At 67.3% G+C, this 16,514-nt stretch carries 13 protein-coding genes and 1 pseudogene; 5 read left to right on the top strand and 9 right to left on the bottom strand.

Translation table 11 applies throughout. The features are described 5' to 3' along the window. The first annotated feature begins 166 nt into the window (after positions 1-166). The 3 genes from GT613_RS11875 (at position 167) to GT613_RS11865 (ending at position 2,493) form a co-directional block, all read left to right on the top strand. A complete protein-coding gene (locus GT613_RS11875; protein ID WP_009304409.1) occupies positions 167-610 on the top strand; it encodes a zinc ribbon domain-containing protein in 444 nt (147 codons plus the stop codon). A 161-nt stretch (positions 611-771) separates the two neighbouring features. Beyond that, positions 772-1,875 (top strand): putative ABC transporter permease, encoded by a 1,104-nt coding sequence (locus tag GT613_RS11870; RefSeq protein ID WP_114532513.1) that lies wholly within the window; start codon positions 772-774, stop codon positions 1,873-1,875. Positions 1,876-1,890: 15 nt separating this feature from the next. Further along, positions 1,891-2,493 (top strand): putative ABC transporter permease, encoded by a 603-nt coding sequence (locus GT613_RS11865; RefSeq protein ID WP_114532512.1) that lies wholly within the window; start codon positions 1,891-1,893, stop codon positions 2,491-2,493. A gap of 59 nt (positions 2,494-2,552) precedes the next feature. Here the strand turns inward: GT613_RS11865 and ettA are convergent, their stop codons facing one another. Both ettA and GT613_RS11855 read right to left on the bottom strand, forming a co-directional pair. Continuing rightward, the gene (ettA, locus tag GT613_RS11860; protein ID WP_161172634.1) at positions 2,553-4,232 is read right to left on the bottom strand and encodes an energy-dependent translational throttle protein EttA; all 1,680 of its coding nucleotides are present in this window, start codon (positions 4,230-4,232) and stop codon (positions 2,553-2,555) included. Positions 4,233-4,336: 104 nt separating this feature from the next. Next, complete coding sequence (locus tag GT613_RS11855; RefSeq protein ID WP_009608528.1) at positions 4,337-5,395, bottom strand: nucleoid-associated protein; 1,059 nt, start codon at positions 5,393-5,395, stop codon at positions 4,337-4,339. A 257-nt stretch (positions 5,396-5,652) separates the two neighbouring features. Here GT613_RS11855 and GT613_RS11850 point away from each other — a divergent pair, with 257 nt between their 5' ends. Further along, on the top strand, positions 5,653-6,039 hold the full coding sequence (locus tag GT613_RS11850; protein WP_009304414.1) for a hypothetical protein: 387 nt from the start codon (positions 5,653-5,655) through the stop codon (positions 6,037-6,039). Then, positions 6,036-6,530 carry a PIN domain-containing protein gene (locus GT613_RS11845; protein ID WP_009304415.1) on the top strand — a complete coding sequence of 165 codons (495 nt, stop codon included), beginning with the start codon at positions 6,036-6,038 and terminating at the stop codon, positions 6,528-6,530. The genes GT613_RS11850 and GT613_RS11845 overlap by 4 nt, the downstream gene beginning before the upstream one ends. On the opposite strand, the gene cydC is transcribed toward GT613_RS11845, so the two are convergent. The 7 genes and pseudogenes from cydC to GT613_RS11810 all read right to left on the bottom strand — a co-directional run. Next, positions 6,527-8,317: a thiol reductant ABC exporter subunit CydC gene (gene cydC / locus GT613_RS11840; protein WP_009304416.1), complete on the bottom strand. Its 1,791-nt coding sequence runs from the start codon at positions 8,315-8,317 to the stop codon at positions 6,527-6,529. The genes GT613_RS11845 and cydC overlap by 4 nt on opposite strands. Further along, the gene (gene cydD, locus GT613_RS11835) at positions 8,314-10,059 is read right to left on the bottom strand and encodes a thiol reductant ABC exporter subunit CydD (protein ID WP_009304417.1); all 1,746 of its coding nucleotides are present in this window, start codon (positions 10,057-10,059) and stop codon (positions 8,314-8,316) included. The genes cydC and cydD overlap by 4 nt, the downstream gene beginning before the upstream one ends. 226 nt (positions 10,060-10,285) lie before the next feature. After that, positions 10,286-11,203 carry a UDP-N-acetylmuramate dehydrogenase gene (gene murB, locus GT613_RS11830; RefSeq protein ID WP_009304418.1) on the bottom strand — a complete coding sequence of 306 codons (918 nt, stop codon included), beginning with the start codon at positions 11,201-11,203 and terminating at the stop codon, positions 10,286-10,288. 161 nt (positions 11,204-11,364) lie between these two features. Next, positions 11,365-13,103, bottom strand: a pseudogene (locus GT613_RS11825) (ABC transporter ATP-binding protein). Beyond that, positions 13,093-14,922, bottom strand: a complete 1,830-nt coding sequence (locus GT613_RS11820; protein WP_009608548.1) for an ABC transporter ATP-binding protein — start codon at positions 14,920-14,922, stop codon at positions 13,093-13,095. The pseudogene GT613_RS11825 and the gene GT613_RS11820 overlap by 11 nt, the downstream one beginning before the upstream one ends. 176 nt (positions 14,923-15,098) lie before the next feature. Then, positions 15,099-15,728, bottom strand: coding sequence for an MptD family putative ECF transporter S component (locus tag GT613_RS11815; protein ID WP_009304421.1), 630 nt, complete (start codon positions 15,726-15,728; stop codon positions 15,099-15,101). A 49-nt stretch (positions 15,729-15,777) separates the two neighbouring features. Further along, the coding region (locus tag GT613_RS11810) for an ATP-binding cassette domain-containing protein (RefSeq protein ID WP_161172633.1) at positions 15,778-16,514 on the bottom strand (737 nt) is incomplete at its 5' end.

Genomic DNA, 16,514 nt, shown 5'->3' with positions numbered 1-16,514 from the left:
TCGTCTCCCTTCGGCCGCGCACGCGGCATCTCGCAACAGGCTTGCAGCAACGCCATGCCATCATACCCGCAACCGCCGCGCAGCGCATCCCGCAACGCTTTGTTTCTTTACGGCGGGGCCGACGCCGTGGTTCAATGGTTGCGCAAGCCAACGACGAAAGGACCCCATGGCCATCGGAGACGTGCTCGTCCGCATCCGCAAGGAGCGCAACCTTACTCAGGAAGACCTAGCGCGCAAGCTTTACGTCACCCGCCAGGCCGTATCGCGCTGGGAGAACGGGGAGACCACGCCTGGCATCGACATGTGCAAGCTCATCGCCGCCACCTGCGATGTGCCCGTCGCCCTGCTTTTGGAGATGCCCGACGGCGCCTACTGCCAAAGCTGCGGCATGCCGTTCTACCAGGAGAAGGATCATGGCACCGAGGCGGACGGCTCTCTGTCGGCCGACTACTGCTCGTGGTGCTATGCGAACGGCGCGTTTCTGGAAGACGAGACGCTCGAGGAGCTGATCGAGCGCTGCGCCCCGTTCATGGCCGAGTCGTGCCACATCACGCGCGACGAAGCCGTTTCGTTCATGGGCGCCCTGCTCCCCACGCTCAAACGCTGGTAGCGGCACGAACGCCGCGTTCTGCGAAGCGAACGCGGCATCTGCCTTTCCGAACGCGCCTTCCGCCGGTCTGCCGAGATATACTGGACGAACTGTGCGCGCAACGCCATCGGGGACGCGCGCCACCAGGATAGATCTGTCGCGCGTGATTGGAGCCGCAGCCCATGGCGAAAGACTTCAGCAACCCGAAGAAGCTCGGCTTCATGCGGGTCCTCCAGTTCTTCTTTGCATTCAACGTCGTCGTCACCATCTCGCTGTTGGCGTTCCTGATCAAAGGCAGCTACGAGCTGGAATTCTCGAACATCCTCGATTTCGTCAACCTGATATTCGACAGCATCAGCTTCTGGCTCATCTGGCAGCGCAAACGCCTGGCGCGCCATTTCATCATCGGGTTCAGCTTGTTCAACATCTTCATCGGAACCGCCTTCAACATCGCGACCGGTCACTTCAGCCTTGTCGGCCAGCTGTTCTCGTGCACTCCCGACCTCATCCTGCTCGCGTACTTCCTCACGTCGAGACGCGCGAAAGCCGTGCTGACGCAGCCCTTCGACGCAGAGGTCAAACAACGCGAGCTCGCGAAGGACCTGGACTGCTACCAGCCTCGGACCTGGGCGTTCTGGCGCAACATCATCATTTACTTCTGCGTGTTCAGCGTGGTGGGACACTGGATGGAGGCGGCCTATTGCACGCTCATCCGCTTCGGAATGATACCCGGCACCTACGACCCGAATTCCCAGATCTGGTCGGATTGGCTCTACCCCTTCATCGTGTACGGGTTCGGAGCCGTGGCGTGCGTGCTTCTGCTGTACCCCGTCAAGAACTTCCTCGAAAAGCGCATCCGCAGCCGCGTGGTGCCCTTGCTCATCAGCTTCGTCGTCAACGCGCTCGTCTGCACGGCCATCGAGCTGGTCATGGGCCTCATGGTCAACCAGCCCGGCCCTGACGGCAAGCTGCCCTTATGGGACTACTCCGATATGTTCTGCAACTTCATGGGCCAGGTGTGCCTGCAGAACGCCATCGCCTTCGGCGTGGTGGCCACGCTCATGACATGGGTGATCTACCCGGCGCTCGAGCAGCTGCTGAGCAAGGTCCCCCGGGACGGCATGAACATCGCCTTCATAGCCGTGACCGTCGGCTTCTGCATCCTGATCTTCCTGTACTACGTGAACGTGGCGCTTCCCGACCTCGACGACGCCGACGATGCCGGCTCCTCGGACGCAACCTCGATCGAGCTCTCGTACAGCTACGATTCTGAAGCGGCCGGCTAGAACGACCCAGCGTCCATGCCCATTCTCTCCAAAGAAGACGAGCGGTACGGCTACGAGCCCGGCTCCTTCGCGTTCTGGCGGAACCTGGCCGTGTACTTCTGCGTGTTCAGCGTGGTGGGACACTGGATGGAGATCGTCTACTGCTCGTTCATGAACGTATTCGGCATCGTCGATGCCGATTCGCTTGTGTGGGACGACCCGATGTACCCGTTTCTCGTGTACGGCGTGGGCGTCGTCGTCTGCGCGCTCGTGCTGATGCCGCTCAAGACGGCGCTGGTCGCCCGGCGCGCCACCCTCGTCAGCGCCGGGATCCAGTTCTTCGCCGCCACCGTGGTCATGTGCATGCTCATGGAACTGGCCATGGGGTTCATGCTGAACCAGCCGAACGCCGCCGGCGAATACCCGTTGTGGGACAACTCGCAGCTGCCGTTCAACATCCTCGGCCAGGCATGGCTCGTAAACGACCTCGCACTGGCGGCCATGGCCATGCTGTACACATGGATCGTCTACCCGCTGTGCCAGAAAGCCCTCGGGAAGCTCCCGCTGCGCGCGATGAACCTTTTGGCAGCTGTCGTCGTCATCGGGTTCGTCGTCCTCTGCGCCGTCAAGTTCGCCTGAACGCGGCGAGGCCCCGATGCCGTTCAGCTCCGGGGCCTCGAATGCATGTCGCGTATCTGCTAGTCGCGGGTGAGCTTGCGGTGGATGCGGTGCGGACGCGCGGCCTCCTCGCCCAGGCGCTCGACGCGGTTCTTCTGGTAGTCGTCGAAGTTGCCCTCGAACCAGTGCCAGTTGCCCGGGTTCTCGTCGGTGCCCTCCCACGCCAGGATGTGCGTGGCGATGCGGTCGAGGAACCAGCGGTCATGGCTGGTCACCACGACGCAGCCGGGAAATGCCAGCAGCGCCTCCTCCAGGCTTTCCAGCGTCTCGACGTCGAGGTCGTTCGTAGGCTCGTCGAGCAGCAGGAGGTTGCCGCCCTGCTTGAGCGTCAGCGCCAGGTTCAGGCGGTTGCGCTCGCCGCCCGACAGCACGCCGGCCGGCTTCTGCTGGTCGGGCCCCTTGAAGCCGAAGCTGGCCACGTAGGCGCGACTGGGAATCTCGGTGTCGCCCACCTTCATGTAGTCCAGGCCGTCGGAGACGACCTCCCACAGCTTCTTGTTCGGGTCGATGCCCTCGCGGTTCTGGTCGACGTAGGAGATGCTCACCGACTCGCCGATCTCAAGCTCGCCGCCCGACAGGGGCTCCAAGCCCACGATGGCTTTGAACAGCGTGGACTTGCCCACGCCGTTCGGGCCGATCACGCCCACGATGCCGCCCTGGGGCAGCGTGAACGACAAGTCGTCGATGAGCACGCGGTCGCCGAACGCCTTCCTGATGTGCTTGGCCTCGATGACCTTCGCGCCCAGGCGCGGCGGCACGGGGATGGTGATGTCCGACACGCTGGCCTTCTCGAACGAGCGTGCCTCGGCCGCCATCTGCTCGTAGCGCTCGATGCGGGCCTTGCTCTTGGCCTGGCGCGCCTTGGGGCTGGATCGCACCCACTCCAGTTCCGAGCGCAGGCGCTTCGCCAGCTTCTCCTCGCGCTGGCCCTGGCCCTCCAGGCGCGCGGCCTTCGTCTCGAGGTAGGTGGAGTAGTTGCCCTTGTACGGGAAGAGGCTGCCGCGGTCCACCTCGCAGATCCACTCGGCCACGTTGTCCAGGAAGTAGCGGTCGTGCGTGACGGCCAGCACCGCGCCGGGGTAGGTGCGCAGGAACTGCTCCAGCCACAGCACCGACTCGGCGTCCAGGTGGTTGGTGGGCTCGTCGAGCAGCAGCAGGTCGGGCGCCTCCAGCAGCAGCTTGCACAGCGCCACGCGACGGCGCTCGCCGCCGGATAGCACGTTCACCGGCATGTCGGGGTCGGGGCACTGCAGCGCGTCCATGGCCTGCGACAGCTGGCTGTCGAGATCCCACCCGTTCGCCGCGTCGATGGCGTCTTGCAGCTCGCCCATCTCGGCCATGAGCGCGTCGAAGTCGGCGTCGGGCTCGGCCATCTCCTCGCCGATCTTGTTGAAGCGGTCGATCTTGGCCTTCACCTCGCCGAACGCCATCTCGATGTTCTCGATGACGGTCTTGTCGTCGTCCAGAGGCGGCTCCTGCTGCAGGATGCCCACCGTGTAGCCGGGCGTGAGGCGCGCGTCGCCGTTGGACACCTCTTCGAGGCCCGCCATGATCTTGAGCAGCGTCGACTTGCCCATGCCGTTGGGCCCCACGACGCCGATCTTCGCGCCGGGGTAGAACGACAGGGTCACGTCGTCGAGGATGACCTTGTCGCCGTGCGCCTTGCGCGCCTGATACATTTGGTAGATGAATTCCGCCACGTTGTGCTCCTCTGTTTTTCGGGAAGTTCGCTCTATTGTCTCATACGCCGCGCCCACGGGGAAGCGGGTGCGGCGGCAGGTTGCAGGATGGGACCGCGGGGCCTCTAGCGGTTCTCTATGTGGCCGATGTTCTTGAGCTCGATGTTGATGAGGCCGTTCGGGCCGCTGACGAACTCGATGAAGTCGGGGTTCTCGCCGTACTCGGCCGGGAACGTGATGTCGATGCCCGTGTCAGTGCGGATCTTATGGCTCTTCGCCACGCGCTTGGCCACGTTCTTCTCCACGACCACGCGCTCGGGCAGCGCCTCGTCGGCCAGCGCCTGCTCGAAGCGCTTCTGCAACGGCTCGTCCTCGAACACCTCCTCGCCCATGTCCCACGGGGCAAGCTCGTCGGACTCGTCGGCGTTCTCGGCCACGTAGGCCTTCGCCTTCGACACCGCCACGGCAGCGTTGGCGCCGTACTCCTCGGCAACCTCCTCGACGATGCGCGTCACCGTGTCGAACACCTCTTTGCTGGACGCCTCCATCGAACATTGCAGCAGGCCGTCGGGGATGAGCCAGCGGTTCTCGCCCGCGATGGCGCGCTCCTTGTCGCAAAACGACACCGACAGCGTCTTCGACTCGATCACCGCGAACGACGCCACCTTCTGCGACGGGTTCGGCAGGATGGCGTGATGGCGCGCGATGTCCACGCGCTGCGCGCCGCTCTCGCCGTAGCCCACCTCGTGCATGTAGGCCTGCTTGGCCTCCAGCAGCATGAACGCGAAGTAGCGCTTGCCCTCGCCGCGGTACGCCGCCTCGGCCTCGTCGTCGGTCATCTCCCGCACCGTGTTGTCGGGATCGTCCTCGAAGTCCACCACCAGCAGGTCGGCCGATTCGGTCTTCTCCATGCGCCCCAGCTCGCCCGCGATGAACTCGGCCACCTGGACGGACAGGTCGACGAACTCGCGCTGGCCGCGGAAGTAGCAGCGCAGCTCCTCGGCGAACATGCTGTTCTCGGCGAACTCGCCGCGCTTGCTGTCGATGTTGCCGAGCGCCTTCTTCGCGTGGCTCGTCACGTAGCGTTTGGCGTTCTTGCTCGAAAGGTCGAGCTCCTCCTGGGCGTACACGTTGACGCACGAGACGAAGTCGAAAACGTGCAGGATCGCGTGGTTGATCTTCATGAAGCCTCTCCGCTGCTCTCGTAATCCGGAATTGTCGCGAACGTTCAGGATACCGGAAGCCGGAGCCCGGCGGCGCGAAGAACGGAGAATCCCCAGACGCCATCCCTTCCCGCCCCGCAAACGGGCGCTCGATAGCCCGAGAATGCGAGCGCCCTGCCAAGCGCCGTCGAAGAACCGCCCGCATCTCTGCTCATCCATTTTGCTAGCGATTATGCTATACTTACGTATAGCTCATAGGCTGCTTGAAAGGAGGAACGATGGGTGCCGCTGCCGAGACGATCCAGTTCAACACCCGTATCGAGCGTTCGCTCAAACTTGCCGGAGACGACGTTTTGAAACGCGCCGGATACTCTCCGTCGCAGGCGGTTCGCGCGCTGTGGCGCAAAGCAGCAGGGTGCGGCGAAAACCCCTCGGCCATCGTGAACCTGCTGGAGGACCGTCCCTTGCCAGCGCGCGCGAACGCGAGGATAGAGAGCCCGTCGCAACTCGAAGCGCTTCGCCGCGGACGCGAGGAAGCGGCGCGAGCGTTCGCGGATATGGGCTTCGGAAGCGAAATGCCCTCTTCCGTCGCCTTCGATCCCTACGACCAGCTCATGGAAGAGTTCATACTCGAGCGCCACGGCGAGGAAGGAGTGCGGCCATGAACGGAGCCGCCCCGGTCTTCCTCGTCGATACGAACGTCTGGCTCGACAACTACCTGGGATTTCGCCCAAACCATCGCGCATCGTGCGAATTCCTCGACGAAGCCGTGGAGCGAGGCGCAACGCTCTGCCATGCGGCGACCACGGCGAAGGACGTCCATTTCTTCACCTGCAGCACCCTCAAGAAAGCGGCGCGCGAGAAGGGCGAAGCGGTCGACGAAGCCTTCGCGCTGGCCGCGAACCGCCTAGCCTGGGCGAACCTCGCTAACATGAACGAGGTTTCGACGCTCGTCGGGCTCGACCTATCCGACTTCTGGGTCGCCAGCAAGCTGAGCGCGTTCAACGGGGACATAGAGGACAACCTGATCATGGCATGCGCCGAACGCGCGAAGGCCGACTACATCGTAACGCGCGACAAAGGCCTGCTCAGGAGATCCACCGTGTGCGCGCTCGCGCCCGAGGACGCAACCGCCCTTCTGCGCGCCCGCGGCTAGCGGCCCGCCGCCTGCCCGCGGTCGAAGGCCAGCAGACGTCGGTAGCGCTCGCTCGTGCGCGCGAGCTCGTCCGGCGCGCCGTCGAGCGCGATGCGGCCGTCCTCCACGAACACGACGCGGTCCATGGCGTCCACGCCGGCCAGATGGTGGGTGATCATGATCACCGTCTTGCCCGCCAGCGCCTCGAACAGGTCGTCCAGCAGCGCGCGCTCGGTGATAGGATCGAGGCCTACCGTGGGCTCGTCCAGGATGACCACGGGCACGTCCTGCAGCAGCACGCGCGCGAGCGCGACGCGGTGGCGCTCGCCGCCCGAGAAGCGCAGGCCGGCCTCGTCCACCAGCGTGTCCAGGCCGTTCGGCAGCCGCTCGGCCATCGACCGCAGCCCCACCCTGCCCAGCGCGTCCCATACCTCGTCGTCGGTCGCGTCCTCGCGCCCGATGCGCAGGTTGTCGCGCAGCGTCATGTTGAACAGGTAGGTGCGCTGCTGGATGACCCCGATCCACTTCGCCGCCTCGTCGCCGAGGTCGGCCGTGGGCGAGCCGCCCAGCGTCACGCCGCCCGCATCGGGTCGTATGTCGCCGCGCACGAGGGACGCCAGCGTGCTCTTGCCCGCGCCGCTGCGGCCCAGCACGGCCACGCGCTGGCCCTGCGGCACCGTCAGGCTCAGGCCGCGCAGCACGTCACGCGACGTGCCGGGATAGCGGTACTCCGCCCGGTCAACCCGCACGTCGAACGGCGCCTCGGGCACGCGCGCGGACGGCTTCTCCTCGCCGGGGGTCGGCAGGTCGTTCAAACGCGCGATGGAATCGCGGTAGGCGCCGGCCTCCACCGCCGCCGACGACAAGGGCGCGAACGCGTCGATGAGCGGGAAGAAGCCCAGCACGAACGCGGCGATCCAGTTGGCCGCGTCGCCCCCTTCCCCGCCGAAGCGCCCGCCCGCCCACACCAGCAGCAGCACGGCGCAGATGCCGAACAGCGCCTGCAGCACCACGTCGCGGCGCCGACCGAAGCGCTCCATGCGCTCCTGCACGTCGCGCATCCGCAGCTCGCGCTCCTTATGGCGCGTGAGGTACTCCTCGCCGCGCCCGGCGAACACCCAGTCGGACACACCCAGCACGTTGTCGGCCAGCTCGGCGTACAGCTCGTTCTTCATCTGCTTGTGGCGCGCCTGGCGCGCGGCGTTCGCCAGCACCGACACCAGCGGCACGAGGAACACCGCCGTGCCCAGCACCAGCAGCATCGCCAGCGCGAGCCAGAGCGAGAACCAGCCCAGGCATGCCACCAGCACGACGAACAGCAGCCATGCCGTCACCGTGGGGAACACGGTGCGCAGGTACAGGTTCTGAATGTGCCCGATATCCTCGGCCAGAAGACCCAGCACGTCGCCCGTGCGGTGCGTGGCGCGGAAGAACACGGCGTCGCGCTCCAGCGCGCGGTACAGCTTCAACCGCAATCCGCTGGTCATGCGCAGCACCCAGTCGTGGCTGGTCAAGCGCTCGAGGTACTGCAGGATGGGCTTGCCCACGCCGAAGATGCGCACGAAGATGAGCGGCAGGTGCAGAAAGAGGATGGTCTCAACCACCGCCGAAGCGCTGACCAGGTAGCCTGAGGTAAACATCAGCGCCGAGGCGAACCCGAACGTCAGCAGCCCCAGGAAAAGCGCCAACGCCAACGCCTTGCGGTAACGGAAGAAGAACGGCTTCACCCAGGCGTCGCGGCGCAGCACGCTCGCGAACCCCTCCTCGCGCGGCACGGCGCCCTGCACGGCTTCGCCTTCCCTGCTCATAGCGCGCCTCCTTCCAACCGCGACGCCAAGCGCGCGTACGCGCCGTCGCGCGCGGCAAGCTCCTTCGGCGCGCCGAACTCGGCCACGCGCCCGTCCTCCATCACCAGCACGGCGTCCATGTCGTGCACCCAATGCAGCCGGTGCGTGGCGAACACCACGAGACGGCCTTCCATGAGCGGCAGCATGCGCTCCTTCAGCTCCAACTCGGTCTCGATGTCGAGGTGCGCCGTGGGTTCGTCGAACAGCAGGATGCGCCGCGAGTCGTCCAGAAGCGCGCGGGCCAGCGCGATGCGCTGCGCCTGGCCGCCCGACAGCGCGCGGGCGCCCTCGCCCACCAGCGTGTCCAGCCCGTCCGGCAGCTCGGCCACGAGATCGCCCAGCCCCACGACCTCCACCGCGCGCGCAACCTCATCGTCGTCGGCATCGGGGCGGTAGAACATGATGTTGTCGCGCAGCGTGGCGTGGAACAGGTACGGGTCCTGCGGGATGTAGAGCACCTGGCGCTGCCACGAAGGCTCGCGCAGGTCTGCCAGCTGCCGCCCTGCGGCGCGCACCGTGCCCGCGCTGGGAGCCGCGAAGCCGCCCAACAGGTTCACGAGCGTGCTCTTGCCCGAGCCGCTGGCCCCGATGACGCCGACGCGCGCGAAACCGCGCACGGCGAAGGACACGTCCGAAAGCGCCTCGTGCTCGGGATACGAGAAGCGCACGCCGTCCAGCTCGAGCGTCGAATCTTCGCTCCAGACGGGAACGTCGTGCAGCGCGGCGGCCTCGTCGCCTGCAACGTCCGACGCGCCCTCCTCCGCCGACGCGATGATGCCCTGAATGGAGGCCAGCGCGTTCTTGCCGTCGAGCGAGGCGTGGTAGTCGCTGGCGAACTCGCGGATGGGCTTGAAGTACTCCGGCACCAGCACCAGCACGAACAGCGCAGGGAAGAAGGCGATCGAACCGTCCACGAGGCGGAATCCCAACATGATGGCCACGGCCGCCAGCGACAGCGTGGAGATGAGGTCGAGCACGGAGCCCGACAACGTGGCGATGCGCAGCGTCTTAACCGTTGCCTCGCGGAAGCGCTCGCTCACCTCGAAGATGCGCTCGCCGTGGCGCTTGCCGCGGCCGAACAGCTTGAGCGTATCGATGCCGCGCATCGAGTCGATGAAGTGATTCGACAGCCGCTGGTACTCCTCGTGCTGCAGCGACGCGGCCGCCTTCGCTGTCGCGCCGATCAGCCCCATGTAGAACACGATGACCGGGTACATGACCAGCATGATGGAACCCGACACCCAATCCACCGGGAACACGCACAAAAGCACGATGAGCGGCACCACGACCACGCACACGATCTTCGGCAGGATGAGGCGCAGGTACGTCTCCACCTGGTCGATGCCCTCCAACACCATCGCAGTGACGCTGCCGGTGCCCTGAGCTTGCACGATGCGCGCACCCTGGCCGAACACCGCCTGCAGAAGCTCGCGGCGCAGTGCGTCGATGCGTGCGTAGGCGTAGCGGTCGAGATAGGAGTCCTGCGCGTAGCGCACCAGCTGGCCGCCTACGAAGCAGAGGAAGAACAGGACGATGAGCGGAGCCTGGTCGGGCAGCGGCGCGCCTTCCCATAGATGCACGATGGCGCTTGCCAACGACCATGCCTGCCCCACCACGAGCAGCGCCCGGGCCACGGCAAGGGCCACCAGCGCCGCCAGCGCGCCGCGGATGCCCTCCAGCGCGAACAAAGCCCGATCGATCATACGCACGCCCCCTTGCGTCCACTTATGCTATAGCAATAGTAACATTTCCGTGATTCATAGGAAAGGGCAGTTCACCTAAAGGAGCGCTCGCCCTCTATATCGACCAAGCAAGCGCACGCCCGCCCGTTACCTAAGCGAGCGGTTGCCGCCTCCCGTCATCTTCGTGCGCGAACAAATGTTTCACGTGAAACATTTGTTCCTTTGTCGCAAGATATTGGGGACGAGCTTATTCCTCGAAACCCCACATGCGCACCTCGGGCTCGAGATCCACGCCGGCGCTCGCCCGCACGCGCTCCTGCACATCGGCGATGAGGCGGCGCACGTCGGCCGCCGTGGCGTCGCCCGCGTTCACCACGAAACCGGTGTGCTTCTCGGACACTTGGGCACCGCCCACGCGGTACCCTCGCAACCCCGCCTCCTGCACCAGCTGCCCGACGAAGAACCCGGCAGGGCGCTTGAAGGTGCTTCCGGCGCTGGGCAGCTCGAGCGGCTGCTTCTCGGCGCGCCGGCGCGCGAGGTCGTCCATGCGCTCCCGGATGGCGCGCGGGTCGTCGGGAGCCAGGCGCAGCGTCGCTCCCAGCACCACGAAACCGGCCTCGCCCATCATCGAATGCCGATACGACCACTGCGCCCGCTCGGCGTCCACGTCCACCAGCTCGCCCTCCGGCGTGAGGCAGCGCACCGATTCGGCCACGTCCTTGAACTCGCCTCCGTAGGCGCCCGCGTTCATGATGGCCGCGCCGCCCACGGTACCCGGGATGCCGCAGGCGAACTCGTATCCCGCAAGCCCCTCCTCGCATGCGCGCCGCGCCACGTCGGCGTTCGACGCGCCCGCCTCCACATGCATCCGCTCGCCGTCAACCTCCACCTGCGACAAGCTCTCGGCGATGCGCACGACGACGCAACGAAGCCCTTCGTCCGCCACCAGCACGTCGCTGCCAAGCCCCATCACACGCACCGCAACGCCCAGGCGGCGACATGCCTCCAATACGACACGCGCCTCGCCCGCCGTGCGAGGCTCCACGAGAACGTCGGCCGGACCTCCGATACGAAACGTCGTGAGCTCCGCCATCGAAGCGTCGAAGCGAGCCGCCCCTTCGTCGAACAGCTCGGCCAGCGCGCCTTTCAGCAACACGCGATCCACTGTCTACATCCTTTCCTCGGCGCGGCTCCAAGCCGCGCTATGCGCCTCGCACCATGGTAACGCATAACGGCGCATGCAGCCCTGTCGCGCGCGCCTCATCCCGACGGTTTCCCGGCGCGACGGCATGCCGAGCGCCATCGCCGAAGGAAAGAAGCGAGGCGTCAGGAAGCCAGCGACCACCCCGAAGCTTCGGTCTGCAGCTCCACCATGCGCCGGTACACCCTCCCTCGCGCGCCATGAGCTCGGCGGGCGCGCCCTGCTCGGCGACGCGGCCCTCTTTGAGTACCACGATCTTGTCGGCGTTGGCCACGGTACGCATGCGGTGCGCGATGACCAGCACGGTCTTGCCGGCCAGCAGCCTGGACAGCGCCTGCTGCACCTGCGTCTCGTTCTCCACGTCGAGCGAGGCCGTGGCCTCGTCGAGCAGCACCACCGGCGCGTCCTTCAGGATGGCGCGCGCGATGGAGATGCGCTGCCGCTCCCCTCCCGACAGCCGCCCGCCGTTCTCGCCGATCATCATGTCGTAGCCCTGCGGCATGCGGCTCACGAACTCGTCGCACATCGCCGCCCGCGCCGCCGCCAGCACCTCCTCGTCGGTTGCGCCGACCCGCCCCAGGCGGATGTTGCCCATCACCGTGTCGTCGAACAGCACCACGTCCTGGAACACCTCGGCGTAGTCGGCCAGCAGCGTCTCGGGGTCCACGTCGGCCACGTTCACGCCGCCCACGCGCACCGACCCCGCGTCGGCGTCCCAGAAGCGCGCCGCCAGCTTCGCCACCGTGGACTTGCCCGACCCGGACGGGCCCACGAGCGCCGTCACCTCGCCCTCGCGGGCGGTGAACGACACGTCCCTCAGCACCTGCTCGCCGTCGCCGTACGAGAACGACACGTCCTCGAACACCACGTCGTGGCCTCGCGGCGCGAAGTCGGTGGAGCCCTCCATGGGCTTCTCGGCGGCCAGCTCCTGCGTGCGCCTGATGGACAGCCGCATGCTCAGCAGCTCGCCGATGGACTGCAGGATGAGGTTCACCGGATCGTACACGCGCGTGACCACGAGCAGGAAGGCGAAGTAGGTCATGAAGTCCGTCTGCCCGGACACGAGCAGCGTCGCGCCCACGAAGACGGTGGTGCCGATGCCCAGCTTGAGGAACGCCTGCGCCGAGGTGACGAACACGCCGGTGGTCAGCTCGGACGCCACCTGCCTGCGCTCGAACGCGTCGAGCTTGGCCGCGAGCGCGTCCAGATGCGCCGCCGAGCGGTTCGTGGCGCGGATCTCCTGCGCGCACTCCAGGAACTCCTGCACGCCGTCGGCCACCTCGAGGCGCGCGTCCTCCATCGCCTGCGCCTTGCGCTGCTGGTGCTTCCCGGTGAGCGCCATCACGAGCAGCGCCGCGGGCACCACCCAGAACGCCGCGAGCGCCAGACGCCAGTCGTAGAAGAAGATGCCGACGATGACGATGGCCGTGGACAGGCCCGTGCCGAACAGCTGCGGCATGACGTGCATGAACATGCGCTCCTGGTCGGAGCAGTCCTTCATGATGGCGTTCGTGAGGTCGGACAGGTCGCGCCGCCCGAAGAACGACAGCGGCAGCCGGCGCAGGTGCTCGGCCAGGTCGGTGCGCTTGCGGGCGCTCTCCTCGTACACCTTGTGGTACGTGTTCGCGTACTCGGCCCACTGGGTGAGGACCATGAGCGCGAGGATGCCGACGCACCCCGCGAGGTACGGCGCCAGCGCGGGCAGCGGGGCCCCCGCCACGAGGTGGTCCATGAAGTCGCTCACCAGCAGGAACAGGATGCCGATCGGGGCCATGAGCACGAGGTTCGCCAGCGTGCAGAAGAACACGCCGCGCCTGAAGTTCTTCGCGCCCACGTCGGTGAGGCCCAGGGAATCACGCAGCATAGCCGCCCTCCTTTCCGATGCGCCATTGCGCCGAGGTTCGATAGTCGGCCCACATGCGCGCGTACAAGCCGCCCGCCTCCACCAGCTCGGCGTGGGTCCCCTGCTCCGCGAGGCGGCCGCCGTCCAGCACGTAGATGGCGTCGGCGCCGGCCACGGTGGACAGCCGGTGCGCGATCATGAGCACGGTCTTGCCCGCGCACAGCACCCCCAGCGCGCGCTGGATGAGCGCCTCGTTCTCGGGGTCGGCGAAGGCCGTGGCCTCGTCGAGCACCACGATGGGCGCGTCCTTCAGGATGGCGCGCGCGAGCGCGATGCGCTGGCACTCGCCGCCCGAGAGGTACACGCCGCGGGCGCCCACCACGGTGTCGAGCCCCTGCGGCAGCTTCGCCACGATGTCGTCGCACTGCGCCGCGTGCGCGGCCGCCTCCACCTCCTCGCGCGTCGCCTCCGGCCGCGCGGCGCGGATGTTGTCCAGCAGGCTCTGCTTGAACAGCTTGTCGTTCTGGAACACGAAGGCCACGCGCTCCATGAGCTCGGCCTGCGGGATGGACCGCACGTCGACGCCGCCCACGAGCACCCGCCCCGCGCTCGCGTCCCAGAAGCGCGGCACGAGCGAGGCCGCGGTGGTCTTGCCGCCGCCCGAGGGCCCCACGAGCGCCACCGTGGCGCCCGAGGGCACGTGCAGCACGACGTCCTCGAGCGCGGGCGCGTCGGCGCCCGGATAGGAGAACGTGACGTGGTCGAAGTCGATGGCGTCGTCGGCGGGCGCCTCGGCCCGGGCCGGGTCCACCTCGGCCATGAGCGGCGCCGACAGGATGCCGTCGATGCGGCTCACCGCGTCCTGCGCCTCGGTCACCGCCTGCGACGAGTACATGATCTTGCTCATCATCATGGTGGTGAGCGCCGAGAAGATGACGTAGAACAGGAAGTTCGTGAGGAACGCGCCGAAGTCGCCCGCCGCGCCCGCCAGCAGGATGCCCGCCGGCACGAGCACGAAGAACGTCGCGTTGATGGCCACGAGCTGCGCCACCTGCGGGCCCTCGCACAGCTTCACGTAGGCGGTGGCGAAGTCGCAGTAGGCCACGATGGACTCCCGGAACGCCCTGAACGAGTGGACGGTCTGCTGGAACACCTTCACCACGGGGATGCCGCGCACGTACTCCACGGCGGCCTTGTTCATCTTGTCGAGCGCGTTCTGGTAGTTCACCATGAACTGCATGGCGTTGGAGTTGCCCTCGCCGTCCTTGCCGCCCAGGCCGCCGCCCATCATGAGGAACATGCAGAAGGCGGAGGCGAGCACGGGGATGAGGCACACGAGGCCCATGACCCAGTCGAACACGAACATGACGACGAGGTAGGCCACGGGCGTGACCAGCGCGCCCACGAAATCGGGGATGCGGTGCGCCAGCACGCCCTCGGTGAGCCCCGTGGACCCTTCGATGACGCGGCGCAGCTCGCCGGTGGAGCGGACGGAGAAGTAGCCGAGCGGCACCTTCGCGAGGTGCTCGAGCGCCGCCTTGCGCATGTTCGTCGCCGTGCGGAACGCGGCGAGGTGCGTGCACATGAGCGCGGCGAAGTACACGACGAGGCCCGCGAGCGCGAAGGCCAGCGCCCAGGCGCCGTACACCGGGGCCTGCCGCGCCTCGCCCCACGCCGGGGCGACGGCCACGAGGTCGCGCACGACGAACCACACGCACACGAGCATCGCGATGGCCAGCACGGCGTTGAGCGCCGAGAGCGCGCAGCCCGCGATGGTCAAGCGCTTGTGGGGCCCGGCGAACTCCAGCAGCCGCACGATGGGATTCTGCGGTCTTGACACGATTCGTTCCTTTCCTTGCCGTAACGTGCTTATTGTTAGCCTAAGAGAACATAATAGCGATCCCGCCGAAATCCGCTGCACGTCGATGCCGATTGGACGATGCCGCCGAAAAAGAGAACGGCTCCCCCGAAAGGGAGCCGTTCGTTCGGCGCCTCGTCGGCCGAAGGGCGCGGCGCTCAGGCCGAGATCTTGGCGAAGTGCTTCTTGAACAGCTTCGAGCCGATCCAGCCGCCCACGAAGGGGCACACCGCGGTCGCGGCCAGCGCCACCAGCGCGAGCGGGCCGTGGATGAAGTCGACGAGCCCCTGGCCGTACTCGGCGCTCATGCCGGAATCGACCACGATCTGCACGTAGGCGTCGCCCGCTAGGAAGATCATCGACTCCTGGCCCACCCAGAAGCACAGCGTCCACACCGCGAACGCCGCCAGGCAGCGCAGCGTGGTGCGCTTGCTGCCGGCCCCCGCCACGAGCTCGGCCAGCAGGCCGCCCGCCACGATGCCCACCGGGCCGGTCCACAGCATGCCCAGCAGCAGCGCCACCACCGCGACGATCGCGGACATGATGGCGAACGCGCCGCGCTTGGGCACCTTCGCGGCCACGTACATCCACACGATGCCGCCGATGAGCGAGCCGCACGCGTGCGTGAACCAGAACAGGTTCGCGTTCATGCCCAGCACCATCGCGAACACCATGAACACGAGGAACAGGAGCACCCCGAAGATGGCCAGCGTGATGTAGTCCTTCCCCACCAGCTTGCCCTTCGCGTTCGCGCCGCCCGAAGAGGCGGCAACCGTCGTCGTTGCCATAAGCGTATCTCCTTCTCTTGAAATGGTCGATGCCTTCGGTCAGATTCGGTCAGAGCGGGCGCGCCCGCCCGTCGATGCCGATCGCGCGCCGGATGCGCCCGAGGGCCTCGCCGCGCACGGGCAGCACGTCGGACACGACGCCGTCCTCGAGCACGGCCACCTGGTCGCAGGCGGCGCAGACGAACTCGTAGTCGTGGGTGACCACGACGATGCACGCTCCCGCGTCGCGCGCCCGGCGCACCTCGTCGGCCACGCGCCCCATGGTGCCGAAGTCGAGCCCGCTCGTGGGCTCGTCGAGCACGAGCACGCGGGCGCCCTGCAGGATGCCGACGGCGATGGCCAGCCGCTGGCGCTGCCCTCCCAAGAGCGAGAGCGGGTGGCGCTCGGCGATGTCCTCGAGGCCGAAGCGCGCGAGCGCGCGGTCCGCCTGCCCGTCCGCCCCGTCGGGCGCGGGCCGCAGCCCGCCGTGCGTGAGCGCGCCCAGCAGCTCGCCGCGCACGGTGTCGCTGAACAGCTGGTAGCCGGTCTCCTGCATCACGAGGTAGGCGTGCTCGGGCCGGTCGCGGCGGCGCGGCTCCTCGCCGCGGAAGCGGACGCTGCCCGCGCGCTCCCGGTGCAGCCCCACCAGGCAGCGCGACAGCGTGGTCTTGCCCGCGCCGTTCCTGCCCACGAGCGCCGTCACCGTCCCGGCGTCCAGCCGCAGGCCCGCCCCGCGCAGCACGGGCGCGTCGCGGCCGTAGCCCGCCTCGAGGCCGGCCGCGTCGAGCGCGGGGGCCTCGTCGGCGG

Source organism: Eggerthella sp. BIOML-A4, from assembly GCF_009875575.1.
GTDB classification, from domain to species: domain Bacteria; phylum Actinomycetota; class Coriobacteriia; order Coriobacteriales; family Eggerthellaceae; genus Eggerthella; species Eggerthella lenta.
This window is presented reverse-complemented; position numbering and strand designations above follow the sequence as displayed.

Excerpts from the sequence above, each read along its gene's own strand:
- GT613_RS11875 (WP_009304409.1), top strand. The coding sequence starts at position 167 with ATGGCCATCGGAGACGTGCTCGTCCGCATCCGCAAGGAGCGCAACCTT.
- GT613_RS11870 (WP_114532513.1), top strand. The coding sequence starts at position 772 with ATGGCGAAAGACTTCAGCAACCCGAAGAAGCTCGGCTTCATGCGGGTC.
- GT613_RS11865 (WP_114532512.1), top strand. The coding sequence starts at position 1,891 with ATGCCCATTCTCTCCAAAGAAGACGAGCGGTACGGCTACGAGCCCGGC.
- GT613_RS11855 (WP_009608528.1), bottom strand. The coding sequence starts at position 5,395 with ATGAAGATCAACCACGCGATCCTGCACGTTTTCGACTTCGTCTCGTGC.
- GT613_RS11850 (WP_009304414.1), top strand. The coding sequence starts at position 5,653 with ATGGGTGCCGCTGCCGAGACGATCCAGTTCAACACCCGTATCGAGCGT.
- GT613_RS11845 (WP_009304415.1), top strand. The coding sequence starts at position 6,036 with ATGAACGGAGCCGCCCCGGTCTTCCTCGTCGATACGAACGTCTGGCTC.
- cydC (WP_009304416.1), bottom strand. The coding sequence starts at position 8,317 with ATGAGCAGGGAAGGCGAAGCCGTGCAGGGCGCCGTGCCGCGCGAGGAG.
- cydD (WP_009304417.1), bottom strand. The coding sequence starts at position 10,059 with ATGATCGATCGGGCTTTGTTCGCGCTGGAGGGCATCCGCGGCGCGCTG.
- GT613_RS11815 (WP_009304421.1), bottom strand. The coding sequence starts at position 15,728 with ATGGCAACGACGACGGTTGCCGCCTCTTCGGGCGGCGCGAACGCGAAG.